Origin of the sequence: Limnobaculum parvum, assembly GCF_003096015.2 — a bacterium.
GTDB classification, from domain to species: Bacteria; Pseudomonadota; Gammaproteobacteria; order Enterobacterales; family Enterobacteriaceae; genus Limnobaculum; species Limnobaculum parvum.
On sequence record NZ_CP029185.2, the window covers coordinates 423375 to 442715 of the forward strand.

Below are 19341 nucleotides of genomic sequence, written 5' to 3' on the forward strand. Positions count from 1 at the left end.
TCTTGCAGCTCTTCAGTGCAAAGAACGCATGACGGGGGGCCATCATTTATAATATTCCCTCCAGACAGGTGTATTACTCGTGAATAGTGGCGGGCAACAAAATCCAAGTCGTGGCTAATGGTTAAAATAGTTGTGCCTGATTGTTGGCAATGGGCCAGCCATTTTTCAAATATCCTAAGCCAGTGAGCGTCAAAATCACGACTTGGTTCGTCTAAGAGCAGTAATGGTGGTGATAAGGCGGCTAGACAGGCAACGGCAACCATTCTTCGCTGACCGGCATGAAGGTCTAATGGATGTTTATCTGCCAGCTCGGTTAGCTCGCACAGTATCAATGCTTGCTCTGTATATTGGTCTATTTGTTCTCGTGTTAGCTTACGTTGCTTTAAGCCAAAGGCGATTTCATCTTTGATGCTGCTATGGAATATCTGCTTTTCTGCTTCCTGAAACAGAATGCCAATACTCATCGCTCTCTGTTGGGCTTTTAGTTGTGAAAGATCCACTCCGTTCAGCGTAATTTGGCCTTCATCTGCTTTCAGTAAACCTGCAGCTAGGCGAAGCAGCGTCGATTTTCCTGCACCATTATCACCTACCAGTGCGACACGCTCTCCTTGATTCAGCGTTAAGTCGAGATTATTCAGGCAATATGTCGAAGCCTTTGGCCAACGAAAGGAGACCTTATTAAAGGTTAGCATGTAGATCCTTAAAAGCGCAGATTAGCTCATTTTCCGAGCGGGGGATCTCTCCCGGCCAAGCATGATGAGTTGAGAGTAAATGAATGACCTGCCAGGCATCGGGAGCATTAATCTGAGTCATAGCCAACGGAAAAATTTGTGAGATAGATCCTTGAATCATCGGCTGGCCTTGTTTAAGGACTAAAGCCTGAGAACAATATTTTGCCGCAGGTAAAAATGCGCGCTCAAACAAAATGACTTTGCAATTGTGACGCACGGCATAATTTCTGAGTTCCGATAAGAGTTGTGCTGTAGCTTTGGGTGTTAATCGACTAAAGGCTTCATCGAGTAGCAGTAATTTAGGACGCATTGCTAATGCACAAGCTAGAACTATTCGTTGTGCTTCTCCGCCAGACAGCGTTGACGGATGCCGTGTACGTAAGTGCTGACTATGGGTACTATCCAAGGCTTCATCAATACGTTTCAGGATCTCATCGGGCGGTAAAGCCAAATTCTCAGGCCCGAAAGCGATCTCTTCTTCAACGCTGAATGTACAGCCCGAAAGCTGGAGTTGTGGTGACTGTTGAATTAATTGTATCTGTGCTGCCTGTGTTGATAGCGGGGCTTGCCCGATGTCTTCGTCAAATATTTGTAGCGTACCGCTCAGAGTACCTGTCAGATGCTCCGGAAACCATCCTGCTAGTAGCTGGGCCAGTATACTTTTCCCACTGCCGTTGCCTCCATAGATAACAAAAAAGGGATCGTCCGGTAACGTAAGATTCAGCGGGCCAAGTAGAGGCTCTTCTTCTCCACGTGATGTAAAGATGACATCTTTTAATGTAACCACCAGAAATACCCCCCGATTTGAACCAAACAAAGCAGAAGTAGAGCGTAACGACCTATCTGCTGTAGCCGGCTGTCTGGGGGTACCCACAGAGTTGTCCGGTGGGCATGAACTCTGAAAGCTTTCATATCCAGTGCTGCGCCCCGAATGGCCAGTTCATTAAGTGCATTACTGGTTAGTGGTAGCAATAGGGCGGGAATAGCGCGCAATCGTTGATGCCAGGAGCCATCTAGAGGAATACCTCGAGCCAACTGTGCATCTTTGATGGTGTGCAACTGTTGTCGTAATTGTTCAACGACCAGCAGCGGCCCTGCCAGAACATAAGCGAAGCTGACGGGCAATCGGCTGGCAAATAGTGCGCGTACAAACTGGCGAGTAGGGACTTTTTGTAGCCAGATCTGGGCACTACTAATGATAACCAATAGTTTCAGCCAGAGCGCTGCAGCCATTGGCATCCTTTGTTGATCTAGTGGTGTTCCATTCAGCCAGTGGGCCAACCAGCCACTGTGGACTACCCATAATCCCAAACCCATTGGAATCATAAACCATACAACAAAGCGCCAGCGGTGGCGGGTGTCTGGCAATAGTAAAAGCAGGGCAAACATACTCGCACTGTAGATTAATAAGGCATATCCCAACGGAAAAAGTAGTGCGGTCAGGGCCAGCCATCCCCATAACATTAATGAGGTAAATGGGTGCATATCAGCTGACCGCTGCCATATTAGGGAAGCTGTTATGTGTTCTCTGTGGCAGACCTCTGACTAACAGCCAGGCGATGATGGCGGTCAGAATCTTATCTATCAGATTTACACCAATAACTGTAATGGCAACTGACTCAACTAAGTTCTGTCCTACGGCATTAATATAGGCGACAAAGAAATCTGCACCGCTACCGGTAGCCCCACCAAACAGGTAAGTACGAATCGGTACTGCGATCAGCGTTAACGCTAGAGTAATCACGATGCCAGAGACGATAACTTTAGGTACGGAGCGAAACCAGCCAATGCGAGCCATAATGCCGCAAACTAGACCAATTATCATTGCAACTGGTGCAAAGGCTGCAGCAATTGGACCGGAGATTAATCCCCAGAGTAAATTAGTTAATAATCCAGTGAACATCGCAGCCCAGGGACCCGCCAATAAAGCGCATAACATAGTGCCAATGGAGTCAAGAAAGATAGGAAGCTTGAGCATGGAAACAATTTGTCCACCAATCATATTAATTGCAATAGACATAACCATAAGAACTAGCGTACGGCTGGAAACGGCATTACTTGCCATAGAAACCTCGATGATGTGTTAAATCGAAAATAATAAGTGTTATTACCGGTTATTAATAACTAATTCTTCATAACCAGAATGTGAGCAAGGCTGTCGACTGAAACGCAATTGTTCCAGCTCGCCTAGAACTAACTCCAGTGTTGTTCTTACTGTGCATCCAGGCATGATGTGACCGCCAGTAACTTTCCCCGTCCCATCGGAAACAGATAAATGCAGGTGTTCCCCTTGCTGTTCAAGAGTGCCGATCAGAGAAACGACCTCAAATTTACCGCTGAATAAGGTGGTATCTGGCTCTCCGGCGAAGCGCAGTGCGACATCCGTCAGGCTACCAACGCACCCAGCAATGAACGCTGCCTGCAAGTTTTGTTCAACAATAAATGTTTTTAGTGAGCTTAATAACTCTTGACCGGGATAGAGGCGTAAAGCCAAAAAACGTGCGTTAGAGTAGGTGCTAATTTTATGATTCATAAAATATTTTCCGGCTATTTTATTTGTGTTAGTGATGGCTCACATACCCCAGCTTTCAGGAAAGCCGATATATCATAACGTTATCTGTAAAAGATAGAAGAGATGAAGATAGAAATCTGACTGATAGGTAGAAGTCCATGATAGAAAAGCTCAACAAGAAAAAAACAGTTCTAAAACTCAATCAGTTATAAGCTGAAATTAATCGAAGTCAATTCAGGCCATTTACTTTAATTCAACTCCTTTGCCTGAATTGCGTTACTATCGATATATAACAAAGAACATCGCTCTTTTTGAGCTAAATCATTCAGTATAAGAGATTCAATATGGAAAACCTTATTTGTTACAAGCAATTACCCTGCTGGAACAGCGTAACGCTGCCTGCCATGTTTGAGGAAAAACAGAATACTCAACAAGGGACTTGGGCAAAATTGACGTTGTTTAAAGGTGAGATGACATTTGCTTTTTTAACCGGAGAGGGTGAAGTTATTCGTATTGAGCAGTTTTCTGTACATCGTCAGCCTGAGCTCATTAAGCCACAGACGTGGCACAAGATCGTTAGCTATTCTCCAGATATTGAATGTCAGCTCGATTTTTATTGTCAGCCGGAGGACTATACCAATAAGAAGTATGGTATGACAAAAACGCATTCTGAAGTGCTTAACGCAACGCGTTACGTTACGCCTTGTAAGGTGCTGGATTTAGGATGTGGTTCAGGCAGAAACTCTCTCTATTTAAATAAGCTTGGCTTTGATGTTAGGGCGCTTGATAAAAATGAGCAGAGTATTCATGCGCTTCGGGAGATTATTGATTCCGGACCGTTAAGTGGCATTCAGGCTGAAGTATTCAATATCAACGAGCAGGAGATTGATGATACCTATGGTTTTATCCTGTCTACCGTCGTATTTATGTTTTTGGATCAAGAAAGAGTGCCTACCATTATTAAAAATATGCAGGATAAGACTGAGAGTAACGGTTACAACCTGATTGTTTCTGCGATGTCGACGGATGACTACCCTTGTTCAGTACCATTTTCATTTACCTTTAGCCAAGGTGAATTGAAAGATTATTATCAAGGTTGGGAGATTATTAAATATAACGAAGATGTAGGGGAGCTACATAAAACAGATAGCGATGGTAATCGTATCAAGTTGCGTTTTGCGACGCTATTGGCAAAGAAAGTTGCCTGATTTTTATCATGCCATCAGTCTTTTACTTCAGCACGGATAAAAAGAATAGGGTACTCTGGTGTTGTAACTCGGTACAGGGTCATGATTCAAGTCAATGTGGCAGGGGATGCTTAAAGCGGCCCGTGGTTTTTTGTTAGAATCAGTAAGATGCTCAATATGATATAGGGGGAAACATGCGGGTTAAATTGTGTTTAAGTCTTGCGGTGGCATTACTGGTGGCGGGTTGTTCCAGCACTAATACGCTAAGTGGTGCCGGTCAGCAAGTCCGGATAGCTGATGAGCAACCGGGTGCGACATGCCAGTTATTAGGTTCAGCAGAAGGAAGCCAAGGTAACTGGTTGTCTGGTGCTAGCAGTGAATATGATTCTGTGACCAGCGCAACAAACGATCTGCGTAATAAAGCGGCAGCCATGGGCGGAAATGTTATTTATGGTGTGAGTGGACAAGGACACAGTTTTTTATCTGAGTTCGTCCCTCTAGACAGTAAAGTCAGCGGGCAGATTTACCGTTGCCCAAATTGATTGGCTGGTAATTTCAGCTCCGGCACTGTACCGGAGCTGAAATTGTTTTGTTTCTACTTTGCGTTATTTTTCTGATTTATAAGTGTAATACTCAAAAATACCATCGCCGTAGTATTTGGATGCTCTTTGTTGGACTGCGTTAAGAACAAGCCCTTTTATCGTCAGGCCATTCTGCTCAAAACGTTTTAGTGACATTTCCACTTCCCTGACAGAACTGTGTTCAAATCGTGCAACCAGCAGATTTGTGCCAGAATATCGACCAATAATCATTGAGTCTGTTGTTGCTAATATTGGTGGGGTATCGAAAATGATCAGATCATAATTTGTACCCGCCCATTCAATGAATGACGAAAAATACTTATTCATTAATAATTCTGATGGGTTAGGAGGAATTGAACCTCTCGGAATAAAATCTAAACCGTTAGTTTTTGTTTTATAAACACATTTTTCGATTTCTTTTTTATTAGAAAGAATATCGGAGAGCCCATTTTCCATCGATATCTTAAATAACTTATGTAACCCTCCTTTTCTCATATCAGCATCAATGAGAAGAACTCTGACCCCTGATTGTGCGACAACAACTGAAAGGTTACTGCTGATAAAGCTTTTCCCTATACCTGATGTCGCACCAGTAATCATGAGTATTCGGTTGCTGGCATCAAGCATCGCGAAATGTAAGCTGGTTCTCAGACTTCGTATTGCCTCAACAGCTAAATCAGTTTCTTGTTCTATTGCCAATAATGTAGTGGAATCTGTTTGCGGCTGTTTTATGAGGCTTCTATTCTTATTCTTTAAATTTTTAGATAATGGAATATTTGCATAAATATTTATACCCGTATTTTCAAGCTGTGATGAGTCATTAATGGTTCTTCTGAAGAGCTCTTGGATGAAGATTATTAGGATCGAGAGAAATATCCCGGCAATAAATGAGATTGCTATGATTAATAATGACTTAGGTTTTATTTTTTCTGGTTGGGTAATCGCCTTGTCTACAATTCTGGCGTTACCAACCGTGCTGGCTTTATTAATGTTTAGCTCTTGCTGTTTATTTAGTAGAAGCATATAGATTTCTTGGCCAGACTGTACGTCTCTGGTCAGTCTTAAAATCTCTTGCTGTGTTTTCGGCATATTAGTAACGCTTTTGTTTAAGCGTTCTTTTTCCTGCAGTAATGTATCCTTCTTCTCTAATAATGAACGATAGGCAGGGTGCTCTTTAGTGTATAATTTAGATATTTCAGCTTCTTTAAATGTGACTTCATTTAACTGAGACGTAATTGAAACCATAGAGTCAAGGATCGATTTTGCCTCTAACGTTAAATCAACAGATTCATTAGTTTGTCTGAATGTATTTAATTTGATTTCAGCTTCTTCAAGTTGTTTTTTTATCAGTGGTAGTTGTTCTTTTAAAAAGCCTAAGCTGTTAGCGGCTTCTTCTGATTTTCTCTCGACATTTTGCTGTAAATAATTATTACTAATACTATCTGCGATTTTCTTTATTTTTTCTTTGTCTTTTCCCGTGACGTAAAGTCTAAGTATTCCACCGTCTTTCGTTGTGTCTTGAATTGATAAATCCAATAACACATTATTAATTGCAGTGAGATAATCTCTTTTCTTTATCTTAAATGTCGTTCCTACGGGAGCAATAATATCACTGATTAAAATAGAAATATTATTACTTTTCTCAAGTGATGCTATTTTACCCGTTATATCAATATCATTTCCTTCCAGAGTATATTGATTGTCGGGTAAGACTGTAAGGATGAATTCATCATTATACATGGCCTCAGGGATATCAAATTTAGAGATCGCCACTTGACCAGGCCTAATTTTTAGCCATTTAGATAATTTTTCTCCAACGATTGGAAAGTACGTTTCTGATACTTCAATATCTAAATTCAGGTCGGAAACGGTTTTTCCTATGACCATCCGTGATTTTATCAGCTCCATCTCTGTTGCTGTTGATGGGATAACATTACTTGATAAAATTTCGGATACGCTATTTAAAAGACTATTGGTAGGGTTCTTTTCTATCTGAATCAGTACATCAGCCCGATAAATAGGAGTGGCGAATAAAGAATAAAAAGCTCCAATTAGAGTCAATAATATTGTAATAGATATGAGTAACCATTTTTTATCTATAATGGTACCTAAAATCTTTCCTAAATTTATTTCATCTTCTTCTTTAGGATTCTTATGTAAGGCACTACGATTTTCTGACATACTTATTCCTGCTTATTCTGATGCTATCTTCATTAATATGTTTAGTGACTAAGCACTTTCGCCCACATATCTGCGGACTCAGATAACTGTTGATAAATTAACTCAAACATTTTTTTGCTCTGCCCGTAAGGATCGACAATATCACGTTGGTTATTCCAGTGGCCAAACAACATTGTTTTACCGCTGGCTTCTGGAGCCAAGTGATTTATTGTTTCCATATGTACTTTTTCCATGACCAAAATTAAGTCATATTGGTGACATAGTTGAGCATTGAACTGTTTAGCTTTGTGATCTGAGACCGATATTCCATGTTGTAGTGCAATTTCTGTCATCGTTTTTTCTACAGGATGATTCACAATAGCGTTCAAACCTGCAGATTCAATAGTCTTATTCGGTAGCTGTATTTGTAAGAGCCGTTCTCCTATAGGTGAACGGCAAATATTGCCTACACAAACAACCAGAATAGAGTCAAACTTTAGTTTGGCCAATTTCTAACCCAACGAGTTGATTCTGTCATGCTGTTAATACTGGTTATTGTTGGAGCTAGTTGACTAATCACGCGATTCCAACGAGCGATAGGGGCGGTAGTGACATAAACAATATCATAAGGTTGCAATTGGAATTCAGTGCCTAATACTAGCGCAGAAGCATCTTTTGCATTTAGCTGATATATATTAGCTAATTTTTTATCAGCGCTGTTGTCCGGTTTAATGTTGCTATTCTCTTCCAGCGGGTTAAATTGCAAGGTCCCGTCTTCAGGACCGTTATTTTGTTCGATAATGGTATTGCTATTTGTTTTATATGTATTTTTTCTGATGGAGCGAATAACAAATATGCCGCTGGCGTCACTCAGCGCTTGATCAATACCGTCGGCATTACCCAGCGCTTCGGTTAATGTCATACCGCTACGATCCATGCGTAATGTGCTTTGCTTTTTGACTTCACCCATAACAAAGACTTTTAAATCATCATTACGTGGAACATATAAAATATCACCATCATGCAACAAACGGTTTTGGGTTAAATCACCATGTTGCATTAATGCATTTAACGATATGGGATATTTCTCTCCATTGCGTGTAAGTATGGCATTGTTCCAGTTAGCATTTTCGGTAAGACCACCCGCTTGATTAAGTGCATCGACTATGGTCAATGGGATATTGGTAATAGGTTGTTGGCCTGACTTGGTGACTTCACCAGTAATATAGGCTTTTTTAGCTCGAAAAGAGGCAATACTGACATCGACTTGGGGAGATTCAATATATTGAGCGAGCTGGTTTGTTATCGTTGCCCGTACTTGGGCCATAGTTTTGTCTTTAACTGAGATCTTACCGATATAGGGGTAAAAAATAGTACCATCAGATTGTACCCAGTTTCCCGTGTCACTGGCGCTACGAAACTGGCCTGCTGGTGTAGTCAACTCAGGATGATCCCATACGGTTACCATCAATACATCACCGATACCGATACGATATTCGTAGTTTTGTAGCTCTTTTTCCAGATCGGGATTAGCCTGAGCAACTGCGGGATGAACTCGATGTTGTTCAACTAATTGTGGCGTAATACTATAGACATTGACCATTGTGTTAATGTCAAAGTTTTCATCTTCCTGTTCCTGAACGGTCTTATTTGAAATCGAAAGGTGACTTCCAGGTTCCAAAGTACAGCCACTTAGAAAGACGATGGTTATTAGTGATGGAATTAATAGAGATATTTTCATTTTCATATACTGCCATAAAGTTGGGGCCAACATCAGGAATACGCGGGTAATCTGATAATTTACTATCGCCCGATTACTGGTAAGAGCATTGCCGCCTGAATGAGATAAACGGCTCATGCTGTCTTTTTAAAATTACTCAATATATCATTTAGTTAGTGTTATTCTTTGGGACCTGTAATTCTTCTATTATATGCTGTTTAGCTGTAGTTGATTGTAATTTTTTCATTAAATAGAAATAGATGAAAAATACGCCTAAAAACAGAAGAAGAGAAATGATCTCTTTGATCTTAAATTGCTCTAATGCAATACCAAAAAAAGCTAAAAGCAGTGCCATCGTCACGATGGTAAGAAGGGTTTGGTGTGAACTTAGCCCTTGGTTCATTAGAATATGATGCAGATGTCTTCTATCAGGTTTGAAAGGACTATTCCCCTGAAGAACGCGGCTGAGTATAACCGTGACCATATCCATTAACGGAATTGCTATTAGCCATAGGCCAGTTACTGCGGCGATGACAGCATTATCGCCTTGGGTTGCTAGTAATAATAGCCAAAGAATAGTAAATCCGATTAGCGTACTACCTGCATCTCCCATAAAGACTTTAAACTTCTTACCGAATGGGATACTTAAGTTGAGTAATAAATAAGGAATAATGATTGCGATGAGCGTAAGACACCAGACGGCTAACTTATTCTGATTTCCTAAATAAAAGCTGATACCCAGTCCCAATAATGAAACACAGGTAAGCCCACCAAGTAACCCGTCAATGCCATCAGTCATATTAAAAGCATTAACTGAAGCCCACATGGCAAATAAAGTGATAATGTATCCAATCCAGCCTAATATCAGTATATTGTTAGGTAATAAGTTGCCTAATGAATAAAGATAAGCCCCATCCATCATTAATAGAATGATAACTAGCGCCTGAATAATGATTCTAGGATAAACGGGTAAATCGAGACGGTCATCTAATATCCCTACGGTAAGCAGAATTGATGCGCCAATCAAGTAGGTTGTGCTATGCGGCAGAGACCCATCTAAAAAGATATACATAACACACATTGATAGATAGATAGCAATGCCACCAACCAATGGAATATGTCCGTGATGCAGTTTACGGACATTTGGTTTATCTACAAGGCCAACTTGAATAGCGAGAATTCGGCTTATCAATAGTATGGTTAGACAACAGGCAGACGCCGAGAATAAAAAGAAAAACACAGAATACCTTTAGCCTTTTGCAAATTTTCAGGGTTTGTAGCAGGCTACCGCCCATGGCTTACAGCTGCCATTTTGCTGAATTAATTTAAGTTGATAATTTATTTGATGCTATTTCATATATAAAAATAAATAATTTCAATTAATTAATAGAAACTACGCATCATATAAAATAGATAGCTAATGAAAGGAATATCCGGTGGGAATAAGCATTAAATGACTTCCTGTCAATTTTCTATCTCTGTTTTTTCATCCATTTTAAACAATTATGAGACAACAAGGACATTCATAATTATTTACTTGCGCTTTACTATATCCGATTCTCATTTCGGTAATACGCAGAATTCGATTTTAAAGGAGTAAATGGATTAAAGCAACGGGCAGTTATTGTTTTCTGGCTTTTAAACCCGTATATAATATCTGTGCTTTAATATTAAAAGGTCTTGATATTAGTAAGTTGCGGTATTAATAAGGAGCCGATAATCAATGTGATTCATTAAATCGGATAATATAATCATAAAGAGTAACTAGCTATAAAGTAATGAGTTTAATTAAAATTTTATGCAGTTCTACGCGCTTTATGAGTGGTTTTTAAGAAGGAGATTATTTTTATAGGTCTTAAAAAATATAGTAACTAGAAAATTAAATGATGAATTGGCGAATAATGTATATTCGCTATTTATAACTTACTAATTAATATGACCAGAATTATCTGCGACGTTGTATTGATATTTTTACTTATAACAGATTTGTAACTTTTATTTAAAAAGATATACATAAAAAATAGTATGTATTCTATATATGAATGTATCAAGCTCCACAAAAGCAAAAACCCGCCAAAAGGCGGGTTCTTTGAATGATGGTGCCCGGACTCGGAATCGAACCAAGGACACGGGGATTTTCAATCCCCTGCTCTACCGACTGAGCTATCCGGGCAACGGGGCGCATTAAACCGGATCTGAGTCTTATCGTCAATGGCTTTCTGTCTTTTAAGTGGTAAATTTCGATCAACCGCTGTTTTTTCACTCGAATTCTATCGTTATGCCTAAATATTCAGCGAAATAGGTGTGGAGTCACTGGCGCTGAGTGGTATACTTTTTGATCTTTTCAATATGCTCAATAAATTGCTCGGCATTCATAAACCCTGACACACGCAGCTCAGTGAGTTCTCTGCCCGTTTTATCGAAAAATAGGATCGTGGGTAAGCCCAGCACCTGAAACTCCTTCAGCAACGCTATATGCTGTTTATTATTCGCTGTTACATCAGCCTGAAGTAAAACGGCATCAGACAGTGCATTTTGTACAGATGGTGCACTAAAGGTATATTTCTCAAATTCCTTACAGGTTACGCACCAGTCAGCATACAGGTCCAGCATAACCGTTTTACCTTTAGCATTAGCTAGGGCTTGGTGTAATTCATCACTATTAGCGACCGGTATAAAGACGCCGTGGGTAGTAGGCTGGGCCGGTGAAGTGATAGGACTAAATGCCCAATCCTGCAATGGACGGGTAACAATCAGTGCTGCGGCCAGTAATAGTAGTTGAAGGAGTCTGCTCCATCCTTGTTGAGAACGTAGGCTGACAATAAAGGCCCAGCCAAAGAAAGCTAATCCTAATGCAGACCACATCCGTAGTTCCCAAACTTCGCCATACAGGCGACCCAGTAAAATTACTGGGAGTGCGAGGATCAGGAATCCAAATCCTTCTTTAACATACTGCATCCACGGGCCGCTGCGTGGTAATACTTTGTTGCCAAACAGTGTAACTAGAATTAAGGGAATTCCCATGCCTAGCGCGTACAGATAGAGCGTTCCACCACCGGCTAGCAAATTGCCGCTTTGGGCAATATAAAGCAGGATTGCTGTTAACGGTGCGGTTGTACATGGAGAACTAATGAGACCTGCTAGCGCGCCCATAATAAAGACACCAAAAGGAGAGCCACCTTTTTGATTATTACTCCAGCCGGTCATTTGGGTTTGTAATGAAGAGGGGAGCTGTAGGGTATAGATCCCAAACATAGAAAGCGCCAATAGAATAAACAGCGCTGACAGGCCAATTAAAACAACCGGATGCTGAAAATAGGCTTGAAATTGCATGCCAGCAGCAGCCACAACAAGACCCAATACGGTATAGGTTAATGCCATCCCCTGAACATAGACAAAGGCCAGAAAAAAAGTGCGCTTCAGGCTATAGTTTTGCTTATTTCCCAGAATAATACTGGAAATCAAAGGGTACATGGGCAGCACACAAGGGGTAGCTGCGGCAATAATGCCAATAACTAAAGCCCACAGAGGGGAGAAAGGAAGTGATTCTTCAGTATTTGCACTGTTACTTTGTGGAAGTGAGACAGTTGTTGATGCAGAATCGCTGGTCGCTGTTATTTCACTTAATGGAACCGTTCGCGTTTCGGGTGGGTAACAAAACCCGGCCTCAGCACAACCCTGATAACTAACCGTAATAACTGAGTTATTTTGAGCTTTTGAAAGAGTCAGAGGTACGGATAACGCATTTTTATAAATTAAGGTATCACCATAAAAGGCATCGTTATGCTTTTCTGCAGTCGGAAATGTATAGGGAGTTAGCGTGCTATTCTGTGCTTCAATTTTTATTTGGTGTTGGTAGAGATAGTAACCTGGAGCAATATCCCACTTGAGAATGACATTCTGATTGTTCTGGCTAAAATCAAAGGCAAAAGCCTGATCGACACTAATAAACTTTCCGGCGGATGGTGCCTTATCAAATAGTGACGCCTGTGCGCTAAACGAAGCGCAGAACAGCGTTAACCAAAAGAGAATAATTAATTTAGTGATGCGTTTAACCATGATAGATATTCTTTGTCGCCTCTGCTGATTGGTAATGCAAGCAGTTCTGGTACTTCATAAGGGTGATGCTGCCTTAGCGCTGCCATCAGAGCATCCTGATGCTGACAATTCGTTTTGAGCAACATCTGAACCTCATACTCCTGCTTCAACTTCCCCTGCCAATAATAGAGGGAGGTGGCACCGGGTAAGATCGTGACACAGGCGGCTAATTTTTTAGCCAATACTAAAGTCGCAATCTCTTGTGCACTCGCCTCATCTGGCGCAGTACAGAGAATAACAATGGCGTTGGTTCCGGTACTGTCAGAAATTGCTGCTGTCATAATGTTTACCTCTGGATGATGGAAAACATGTTGCATTCGACAAAATACTATACTGGTTGAGTGGGTGTTTGTCAGTAACTGGAAGAGAAAGAGAAGAATAGACCTGAAGTGCGGGCACCTCAGGTCTATCGAGGTAATTACAGAACCATATTACCTACAATGAATCCAAACAGAACTGACAGGGTAATCGCAATAACGCCAGGGATCAGGAATGAATGGTTAAACACATACTTACCGATACGGGTTGAACCGGTATCATCCATCTGAACGGCAGCTAGCAGCGTGGGGTAAGTTGGTAAAACGAACAGTGCTGAAACCGCAGCGAATGACGCTACAATACCGACAGGCGTTACGCCAAGAGCCAGTGCTGCAGGTAACAATGCTTTAGCTGTCGCCGCTTGTGAATACAGTAACGTAGCGGCAAAGAATAGAATAATGGCTAACATCCAGGAGTGGTCTTGGAGCAGGCCGCCTGAGAATTCTTTGATTTCGTTGATGTGGGCTTGAACAAATGTATCGCCTAACCATGCAACACCTAGAACACAGACACAAGCACTCATACCTGATTTGAAGGTACTCGCATTCAAGATCTCATTAGTATCAATTTTACAGAAAACACAAATTGCGGTAGCAATCGTCAACATGAAGACAACAATTGCATGGTCACGGCCTAAAATAGGGGTTTCGATCAGACCTACGGATTTACTAATCGCTGTTGCATACAGCATAACGGCAACGATTCCAAGCAGGAATAACAAAACAGAAAGTTTCGCCCCTGGTTTAATCACGATATCCGCAACTTTAGTATTGCTAACTAGACCTTTAGCCAGACGCTCTTTATAGATAGGATCGTCTTTTAACTCACAGCCGAGGAAGTTGCTGATCACCGCCGTCAACATAACGGCAACGAAAGTAGTTGGGATACAAATACCCAACAGCGTTAAATAGCTCACACCAACAGGTTCTAGAATACCGGCCGTGAATACAACCGCAGCTGAAATTGGTGATGCTGTGATGGCGATCTGTGATGCTACAACCGCAATAGACAGTGGACGGGAAGGACGGATGCCCTGACCTTTTGCCACTTCAGCGATAACAGGCATAGTGGAGAACGCAGTATGGCCCGTACCTGCAAAGATTGTCATGATGTAGGTAACGATGGGTGCAAGAAACGTAATGTACTTAGGATGTTTACGTAGCAGTCTGGCAGCTAAGCTCACCAGATAGTCCATACCACCAGCTACTTGCATTGCAGCGATGGCTGCGATAACGGACATAATGATTTGAATAACGTCGAATGGGATATTACCCGGGTTTATTCGACAAACTGTAGTCAGTATCAGTACGCCAAGTCCACCAGCAAAACCGATGGCGATACCACCTAGTCGAGCACCAACATAGATGGCCAGCAGGACAATCACAAATTGTACAGCTAACATATAATATTTCCTTGATTTTATAAGTGTTATTAAAAATAGATAACACAAGGTTAACGACTGCAATTTCCTACGGGTACTAAAAAGGCATGCTATTTTTTCAATGACATGCCTTTTATTTTGTTATAGCTGAGTCTTTGCCCGCCAGCAACTAGTCGTCGTAACGTTTTGCTTTATATTCTGGGTGCATCAGGTTCTTGATGGAGAAGATATCATCAAGTTCTGCTTCGGTCAGAAGACCGCGCTCCAGAACAACTTCGCGTACGGTTTTGCCAGTTTCAGCACAAATCTTACCAACAATGTCACCATTGTGGTGGCCAATGAATGGGTTCAGATAAGTGACGATACCGATTGATCCGAACACATAGGCCTCACACACTTCTTTATTGGCAGTGATGCCATCAACACATTTTTCAACTAAGTTGTGACAAGCATTAGACAGAATGTGGATTGACTCAAACATAGCCTGACCGATAACAGGTTCCATGACGTTCAACTGTAATTGACCGGCTTCAGCGGCCATAGTTATGCAAATGTCGTTACCGATAACTTTAAAGCAAACCTGGTTTACAACTTCAGGAATAACCGGGTTAACTTTAGCTGGCATGATAGAAGAACCCGCTTGCAACTCAGGTAAGTTGATTTCGTTTAAACCTGCTCGTGGACCAGAGGAGAGTAAACGAAGGTCATTACAAATTTTAGACATTTTTACTGCAAGACGTTTTAATGCGCCATGAACCATAACGTAAGCGCCACAATCAGACGTTGCTTCGATCAAGTCTTCTGCAACTACGCATGGGAAGCCGCTAACTTCAGCCAGCTTCTGTACTGCCAGAGGAGAATACTCTTTTGGTGTATTCAGACCGGTACCGATAGCGGTTGCACCAAGGTTAACTTCGAGCAGTAATTCAGCCGTGCGGGTAATGTTTTTGACTTCTTCTTTCAGTAACACACTAAAAGCATGGAACTCTTGGCCCAAGGTCATTGGTACAGCGTCTTGTAACTGAGTACGACCCATTTTAAGGACTTCTTTAAACTCAACGGCTTTACGATCAAAGCCAGCACGTAGTACTTCAATAGACTCAACCAATTTCATTAGTGAAGCGTAAACTGCGATACGGAATCCTGTAGGATAAGCATCGTTGGTAGACTGGCATTTATTGACGTGGTCGTTAGGGTTTAGATACTGATATTCCCCTTTTTGATGACCCATCATCTCCAAACCAATGTTGGCGATAACCTCGTTAGTATTCATATTGACAGAGGTACCCGCACCACCCTGATACACATCAACAGGGAATTGATCCATGCACTTACCATTTTTCAATACTTCATCACAAGCCTGAATGATGGTATCAGCAATAGAACGAGGAATGGTTTTCAGTTCCTTGTTAGCCATAGCTGCTGCTTTTTTTACCATTACCATGCCGCGAACAAACTCTGGAATATCACTGATTTTGCTATTACTGATGTAAAAGTTTTCAATGGCACGTAGAGTATGAACACCATAGTAAGCTTCAGCAGGTACTTCACGTGTCCCTAACAGGTCTTCTTCGATTCGGATGTTATTTGACATGTAAACCTTCTTTAATATACCAAGATGAATAAATAGTGAAAAACGGTGCTGCTAAGTGATGACGACATTATAAAAGCGTTGTAGCTCTTGGTGCCGAGATAATAAGCTCATTTTGATTAAAAGTATGAATCTAGATCAGATTATTGACATCACAAAAAATATTAATGACATAAACGTGATTCAAATCACACCAAATGGGTAGTTGTTGTTTTTGTCGTTATAGTTGATTTTTTAAGATGTCGACACTATATCAAGGCTATATATATAGTATATTAAACTGCTTTTGCTAATTTTAATGATAGGTTATCGAAACATCACTTTGATGTTAACTATGCTTGTTTTTGATATAGCTTCAGTATGTTATTATATAAAAATCATTTAATTTCTGAATGTTAAGGATCTTCTGTGCGCTGGCTACCGTTAATTCTATTATTTCTGCTAATTTACATCGAGATCACGATTTTTATTAAAGTCGCCGCTGTTTTTGGCGTGGCGCTCACATTAATTCTGGTCATTCTGACATCGTGTTTAGGGGTGTCACTGGTCCGTCATCAAGGGCTAAGAACATTAATACAAATGCAGGAGAAGATGGCAAGTGGTGAGAACCCAGCCGGTGAAATGGTAAAAAGCGTTTCGTTGCTGTTGGCGGGTTTCTTATTGTTAATCCCCGGCTTTTTCACCGATTTTTTAGGATTGTTGCTGTTGCTTCCACCTGTTCAGAAGCTTTTGACTTTAAGGATGATGCCATTCATTAATGTATTTCGTTCCGCTTCGGGGAGTTCATCGACGACACGTCAGGGAGGATATACTGTGGAAGGTGAGTTTCAACGTAAAGACGATGATACAAAAAAACATATTGGCGACAGGAAAGATCCTGACGTTTAAGTAAGCATCCCGATCCTTGTTTAATATTTATGCAATCTAACTGATGTAAATTTTTTTTCACCTTCCCCCTTGAAGGGAGGGTGAATGCCCCCAATATCTCTTTCACAAGGCTGGTAATTATAAATGTACCTGCTCAATCTAACCTGGTAAGGACCTTCTCAAAGGAGAGCTATCAATGAAAATTCGTCCATTACACGACCGCGTTATTGTCAAACGCAAAGAAGTTGAAACTAAGTCAGCTGGCGGTATTGTACTGACTGGTTCTGCCGCAGCAAAATCCACCCGTGGTGAAGTATTGGCTGTTGGTAAAGGTCGTATTCTTGAAAACGGCGAAGTGAAAGCACTGGATGTAAAAGTTGGTGATGTCGTTATTTTTAACGATGGCTACGGCGTGAAAGTAGAAAAAATCGATAACGATGAAGTCCTGATTATGTCCGAAAGCGATATTCTGGCAATTGTTGAAGCGTAATTTAGAGCGCTCTTTTTTGAACTGAATTGAAAAGTTAAGGGAAACCTGAAAATGGCAGCTAAAGACGTTAAGTTTGGTAATGATGCTCGCGTAAAAATGTTACGTGGTGTAAATGTTCTGGCCGATGCAGTAAAAGTGACTCTGGGACCTAAAGGTCGTAACGTAGTTCTAGATAAGTCATTTGGCGCACCAACAATCACTAAAGACGGTGTATCCGTAGCGCGTGAAATCGAGCTGGAAGACAAATTTGAAAATATGGGCGCACAAATGGTTAAGGAAGTTGCTTCCAAAGCCAATGATGCTGCAGGTGACGGTACCACTACTGCAACTGTACTGGCCCAGGCGATTGTGACTGAAGGTCTGAAAGCCGTTGCTGCGGGTATGAACCCAATGGATCTGAAGCGCGGTATCGACAAAGCGGTTATTTCAGCGGTAGCAGAGTTGAAAAAACTGTCTGTACCTTGCTCTGACTCTAAAGCGATTGCGCAGGTTGGTACTATTTCTGCTAACTCCGATTCAAGCGTTGGTTTACTGATTGCTGAAGCGATGGAAAAAGTAGGTAAAGAAGGCGTTATCACCGTCGAAGAAGGCACCGGCCTAGAGGACGAGTTAGACGTTGTTGAAGGTATGCAGTTTGATCGCGGTTACCTCTCACCTTATTTTATCAACAAACCAGAAACGGGTGCTATTGAACTGGAAAGTCCTTTCATTCTGTTAGTGGATAAGAAGATCTCTAACATCCGTGAAATGCTGCCAGTATTAGAAGCTGTTGCTAAAGCGGGTAAACCACTGGTTATCGTCGCCGAAGATGTGGAAGGTGAAGCATTGGCTACGCTGGTAGTTAACACCATGCGCGGTATCGTAAAAGTGGCTGCTGTCAAAGCACCTGGTTTTGGCGATCGTCGTAAAGCCATGTTGCAAGACATTGCGACTTTGACTGGCGGTACGGTTATTTCTGAAGAAATCGGTTTAGAGCTGGAAAAAGCGACTCTAGAGGATTTAGGTCAGGCAAAACGCGTTGTTATCAACAAAGATACTACCATCATCATTGATGGCGTTGGTGACGAAGCCGCTATTAAAGGCCGCGTAACGCAAATTCGTCAGCAAATTGAAGAAGCAACTTCTGACTACGACCGTGAAAAACTGCAAGAACGCGTAGCTAAATTAGCTGGCGGTGTTGCTGTGCTGAAAGTGGGCGCTGCAACTGAAATTGAAATGAAAGAGAAAAAAGCGCGTGTAGAAGATGCTCTGCAAGCGACTCGCGCAGCGGTAGAAGAAGGTGTGGTTGCTGGTGGTGGTGTAGCATTAATTCGCGTTGCTGCGAAAATTGCCGATCTGCAGGGTGATAATGAAGATCAAACCGTTGGTGTCCGTGTTGCGTTACGCGCAATGGAAGCACCATTACGTCAGATCGTGGCTAACGCCGGTGAAGAACCTTCTGTTGTGGCAAATAACGTGAAAGCCGGTGACGGTAGCTACGGTTATAACGCAGCCACTGAAGAGTATGGCGATATGATCGATATGGGTATTTTGGATCCAACCAAAGTAACCCGTTCTGCTCTGCAATACGCTGCTTCAATCGCCGGTCTGATGATCACGACTGAATGTATGGTGACTGATTTACCGAAAGATGAAAAATTAGACATGGGTGCTGCTGGTGGTATGGGCGGCATGGGTGGTATGGGCGGAATGATGTAATTCCCCT

Annotated in this window: 17 protein-coding genes, 1 tRNA gene and 1 pseudogene; 5 read left to right on the plus strand and 14 right to left on the minus strand. The window is 41.6% G+C overall.

Features of this window, described 5'->3' with window-relative positions:
- Positions 1-32: 32 nt before the first annotated feature.
- The 5 genes and pseudogenes from HYN51_RS01325 to HYN51_RS01345 form a co-directional block, all read right to left on the minus strand.
- Positions 33-692 (minus strand): annotated as a pseudogene (locus HYN51_RS01325) (energy-coupling factor ABC transporter ATP-binding protein); the annotation flags it as partial.
- Positions 679-1518, minus strand: coding sequence for an energy-coupling factor ABC transporter ATP-binding protein (locus HYN51_RS01330; RefSeq protein WP_230514001.1), 840 nt, complete (start codon positions 1516-1518; stop codon positions 679-681). The pseudogene HYN51_RS01325 and the gene HYN51_RS01330, both read right to left, overlap by 14 nt.
- Positions 1506-2216 (minus strand): energy-coupling factor transporter transmembrane component T, encoded by a 711-nt coding sequence (locus tag HYN51_RS01335; RefSeq protein ID WP_108901201.1) that lies wholly within the window; start codon positions 2214-2216, stop codon positions 1506-1508. The genes HYN51_RS01330 and HYN51_RS01335 overlap by 13 nt, the downstream gene beginning before the upstream one ends.
- Before the next feature lies 1 nt (position 2217).
- Positions 2218-2796, minus strand: coding sequence for an ECF transporter S component (locus HYN51_RS01340; RefSeq protein WP_108901202.1), 579 nt, complete (start codon positions 2794-2796; stop codon positions 2218-2220).
- 42 nt (positions 2797-2838) lie between these two features.
- The gene (locus HYN51_RS01345) at positions 2839-3264 is read right to left on the minus strand and encodes a PPC domain-containing DNA-binding protein (protein ID WP_108901203.1); all 426 of its coding nucleotides are present in this window, start codon (positions 3262-3264) and stop codon (positions 2839-2841) included.
- Positions 3265-3587: 323 nt separating this feature from the next.
- Here HYN51_RS01345 and tehB point away from each other — a divergent pair, with 323 nt between their 5' ends.
- Positions 3588-4451, plus strand: coding sequence for an SAM-dependent methyltransferase TehB (gene tehB / locus HYN51_RS01350; RefSeq protein WP_108901204.1), 864 nt, complete (start codon positions 3588-3590; stop codon positions 4449-4451).
- A 173-nt stretch (positions 4452-4624) separates the two neighbouring features.
- Entirely contained in the window at positions 4625-4972 is a 348-nt protein-coding gene (locus HYN51_RS01355; RefSeq protein WP_157952949.1) for a DUF4156 domain-containing protein, read from the plus strand.
- A gap of 63 nt (positions 4973-5035) precedes the next feature.
- Here HYN51_RS01355 and HYN51_RS01360 read toward each other — a convergent pair whose 3' ends face one another.
- From HYN51_RS01360 to aspA, 9 genes are all read right to left on the minus strand, one after another.
- Positions 5036-7192, minus strand: a complete 2157-nt coding sequence (locus HYN51_RS01360; protein WP_108901206.1) for a polysaccharide biosynthesis tyrosine autokinase — start codon at positions 7190-7192, stop codon at positions 5036-5038.
- Between the two features lie 41 nt (positions 7193-7233).
- The gene (locus HYN51_RS01365) at positions 7234-7680 is read right to left on the minus strand and encodes an arsenate reductase/protein-tyrosine-phosphatase family protein (RefSeq protein ID WP_108901207.1); all 447 of its coding nucleotides are present in this window, start codon (positions 7678-7680) and stop codon (positions 7234-7236) included.
- On the minus strand, positions 7668-8918 hold the full coding sequence (locus tag HYN51_RS01370) for a polysaccharide export protein (protein ID WP_230514043.1): 1251 nt from the start codon (positions 8916-8918) through the stop codon (positions 7668-7670). Before HYN51_RS01370 ends, HYN51_RS01365 begins: the two co-directional genes overlap by 13 nt.
- Before the next feature lie 142 nt (positions 8919-9060).
- A complete protein-coding gene (gene wecA, locus HYN51_RS01375; protein WP_192878431.1) occupies positions 9061-10131 on the minus strand; it encodes a UDP-N-acetylglucosamine--undecaprenyl-phosphate N-acetylglucosaminephosphotransferase in 1071 nt (356 codons plus the stop codon).
- A gap of 857 nt (positions 10132-10988) precedes the next feature.
- A tRNA-Phe gene (locus HYN51_RS01380) sits at positions 10989-11064 on the minus strand.
- A 137-nt stretch (positions 11065-11201) separates the two neighbouring features.
- Positions 11202-12950 (minus strand): protein-disulfide reductase DsbD, encoded by a 1749-nt coding sequence (locus HYN51_RS01385; RefSeq protein WP_108901208.1) that lies wholly within the window; start codon positions 12948-12950, stop codon positions 11202-11204.
- Positions 12926-13270, minus strand: coding sequence for a divalent cation tolerance protein CutA (gene cutA / locus HYN51_RS01390; protein WP_108901209.1), 345 nt, complete (start codon positions 13268-13270; stop codon positions 12926-12928). The genes HYN51_RS01385 and cutA overlap by 25 nt, the downstream gene beginning before the upstream one ends.
- 137 nt (positions 13271-13407) lie before the next feature.
- Entirely contained in the window at positions 13408-14709 is a 1302-nt protein-coding gene (locus HYN51_RS01395; protein WP_108901210.1) for an anaerobic C4-dicarboxylate transporter, read from the minus strand.
- Positions 14710-14857: 148 nt separating this feature from the next.
- On the minus strand, positions 14858-16282 hold the full coding sequence (gene aspA / locus HYN51_RS01400) for an aspartate ammonia-lyase (protein ID WP_108901211.1): 1425 nt from the start codon (positions 16280-16282) through the stop codon (positions 14858-14860).
- Between the two features lie 405 nt (positions 16283-16687).
- Here aspA and HYN51_RS01405 point away from each other — a divergent pair, with 405 nt between their 5' ends.
- The 3 genes from HYN51_RS01405 (at position 16688) to groL (ending at position 19334) form a co-directional block, all read left to right on the plus strand.
- On the plus strand, positions 16688-17167 hold the full coding sequence (locus HYN51_RS01405) for an FxsA family protein (protein ID WP_108901212.1): 480 nt from the start codon (positions 16688-16690) through the stop codon (positions 17165-17167).
- A 175-nt stretch (positions 17168-17342) separates the two neighbouring features.
- Complete coding sequence (locus HYN51_RS01410; protein WP_108901213.1) at positions 17343-17636, plus strand: co-chaperone GroES; 294 nt, start codon at positions 17343-17345, stop codon at positions 17634-17636.
- Positions 17637-17687: 51 nt separating this feature from the next.
- Positions 17688-19334, plus strand: a complete 1647-nt coding sequence (groL, locus tag HYN51_RS01415) for a chaperonin GroEL (protein WP_108901214.1) — start codon at positions 17688-17690, stop codon at positions 19332-19334.
- Positions 19335-19341 lie beyond the last annotated feature (7 nt).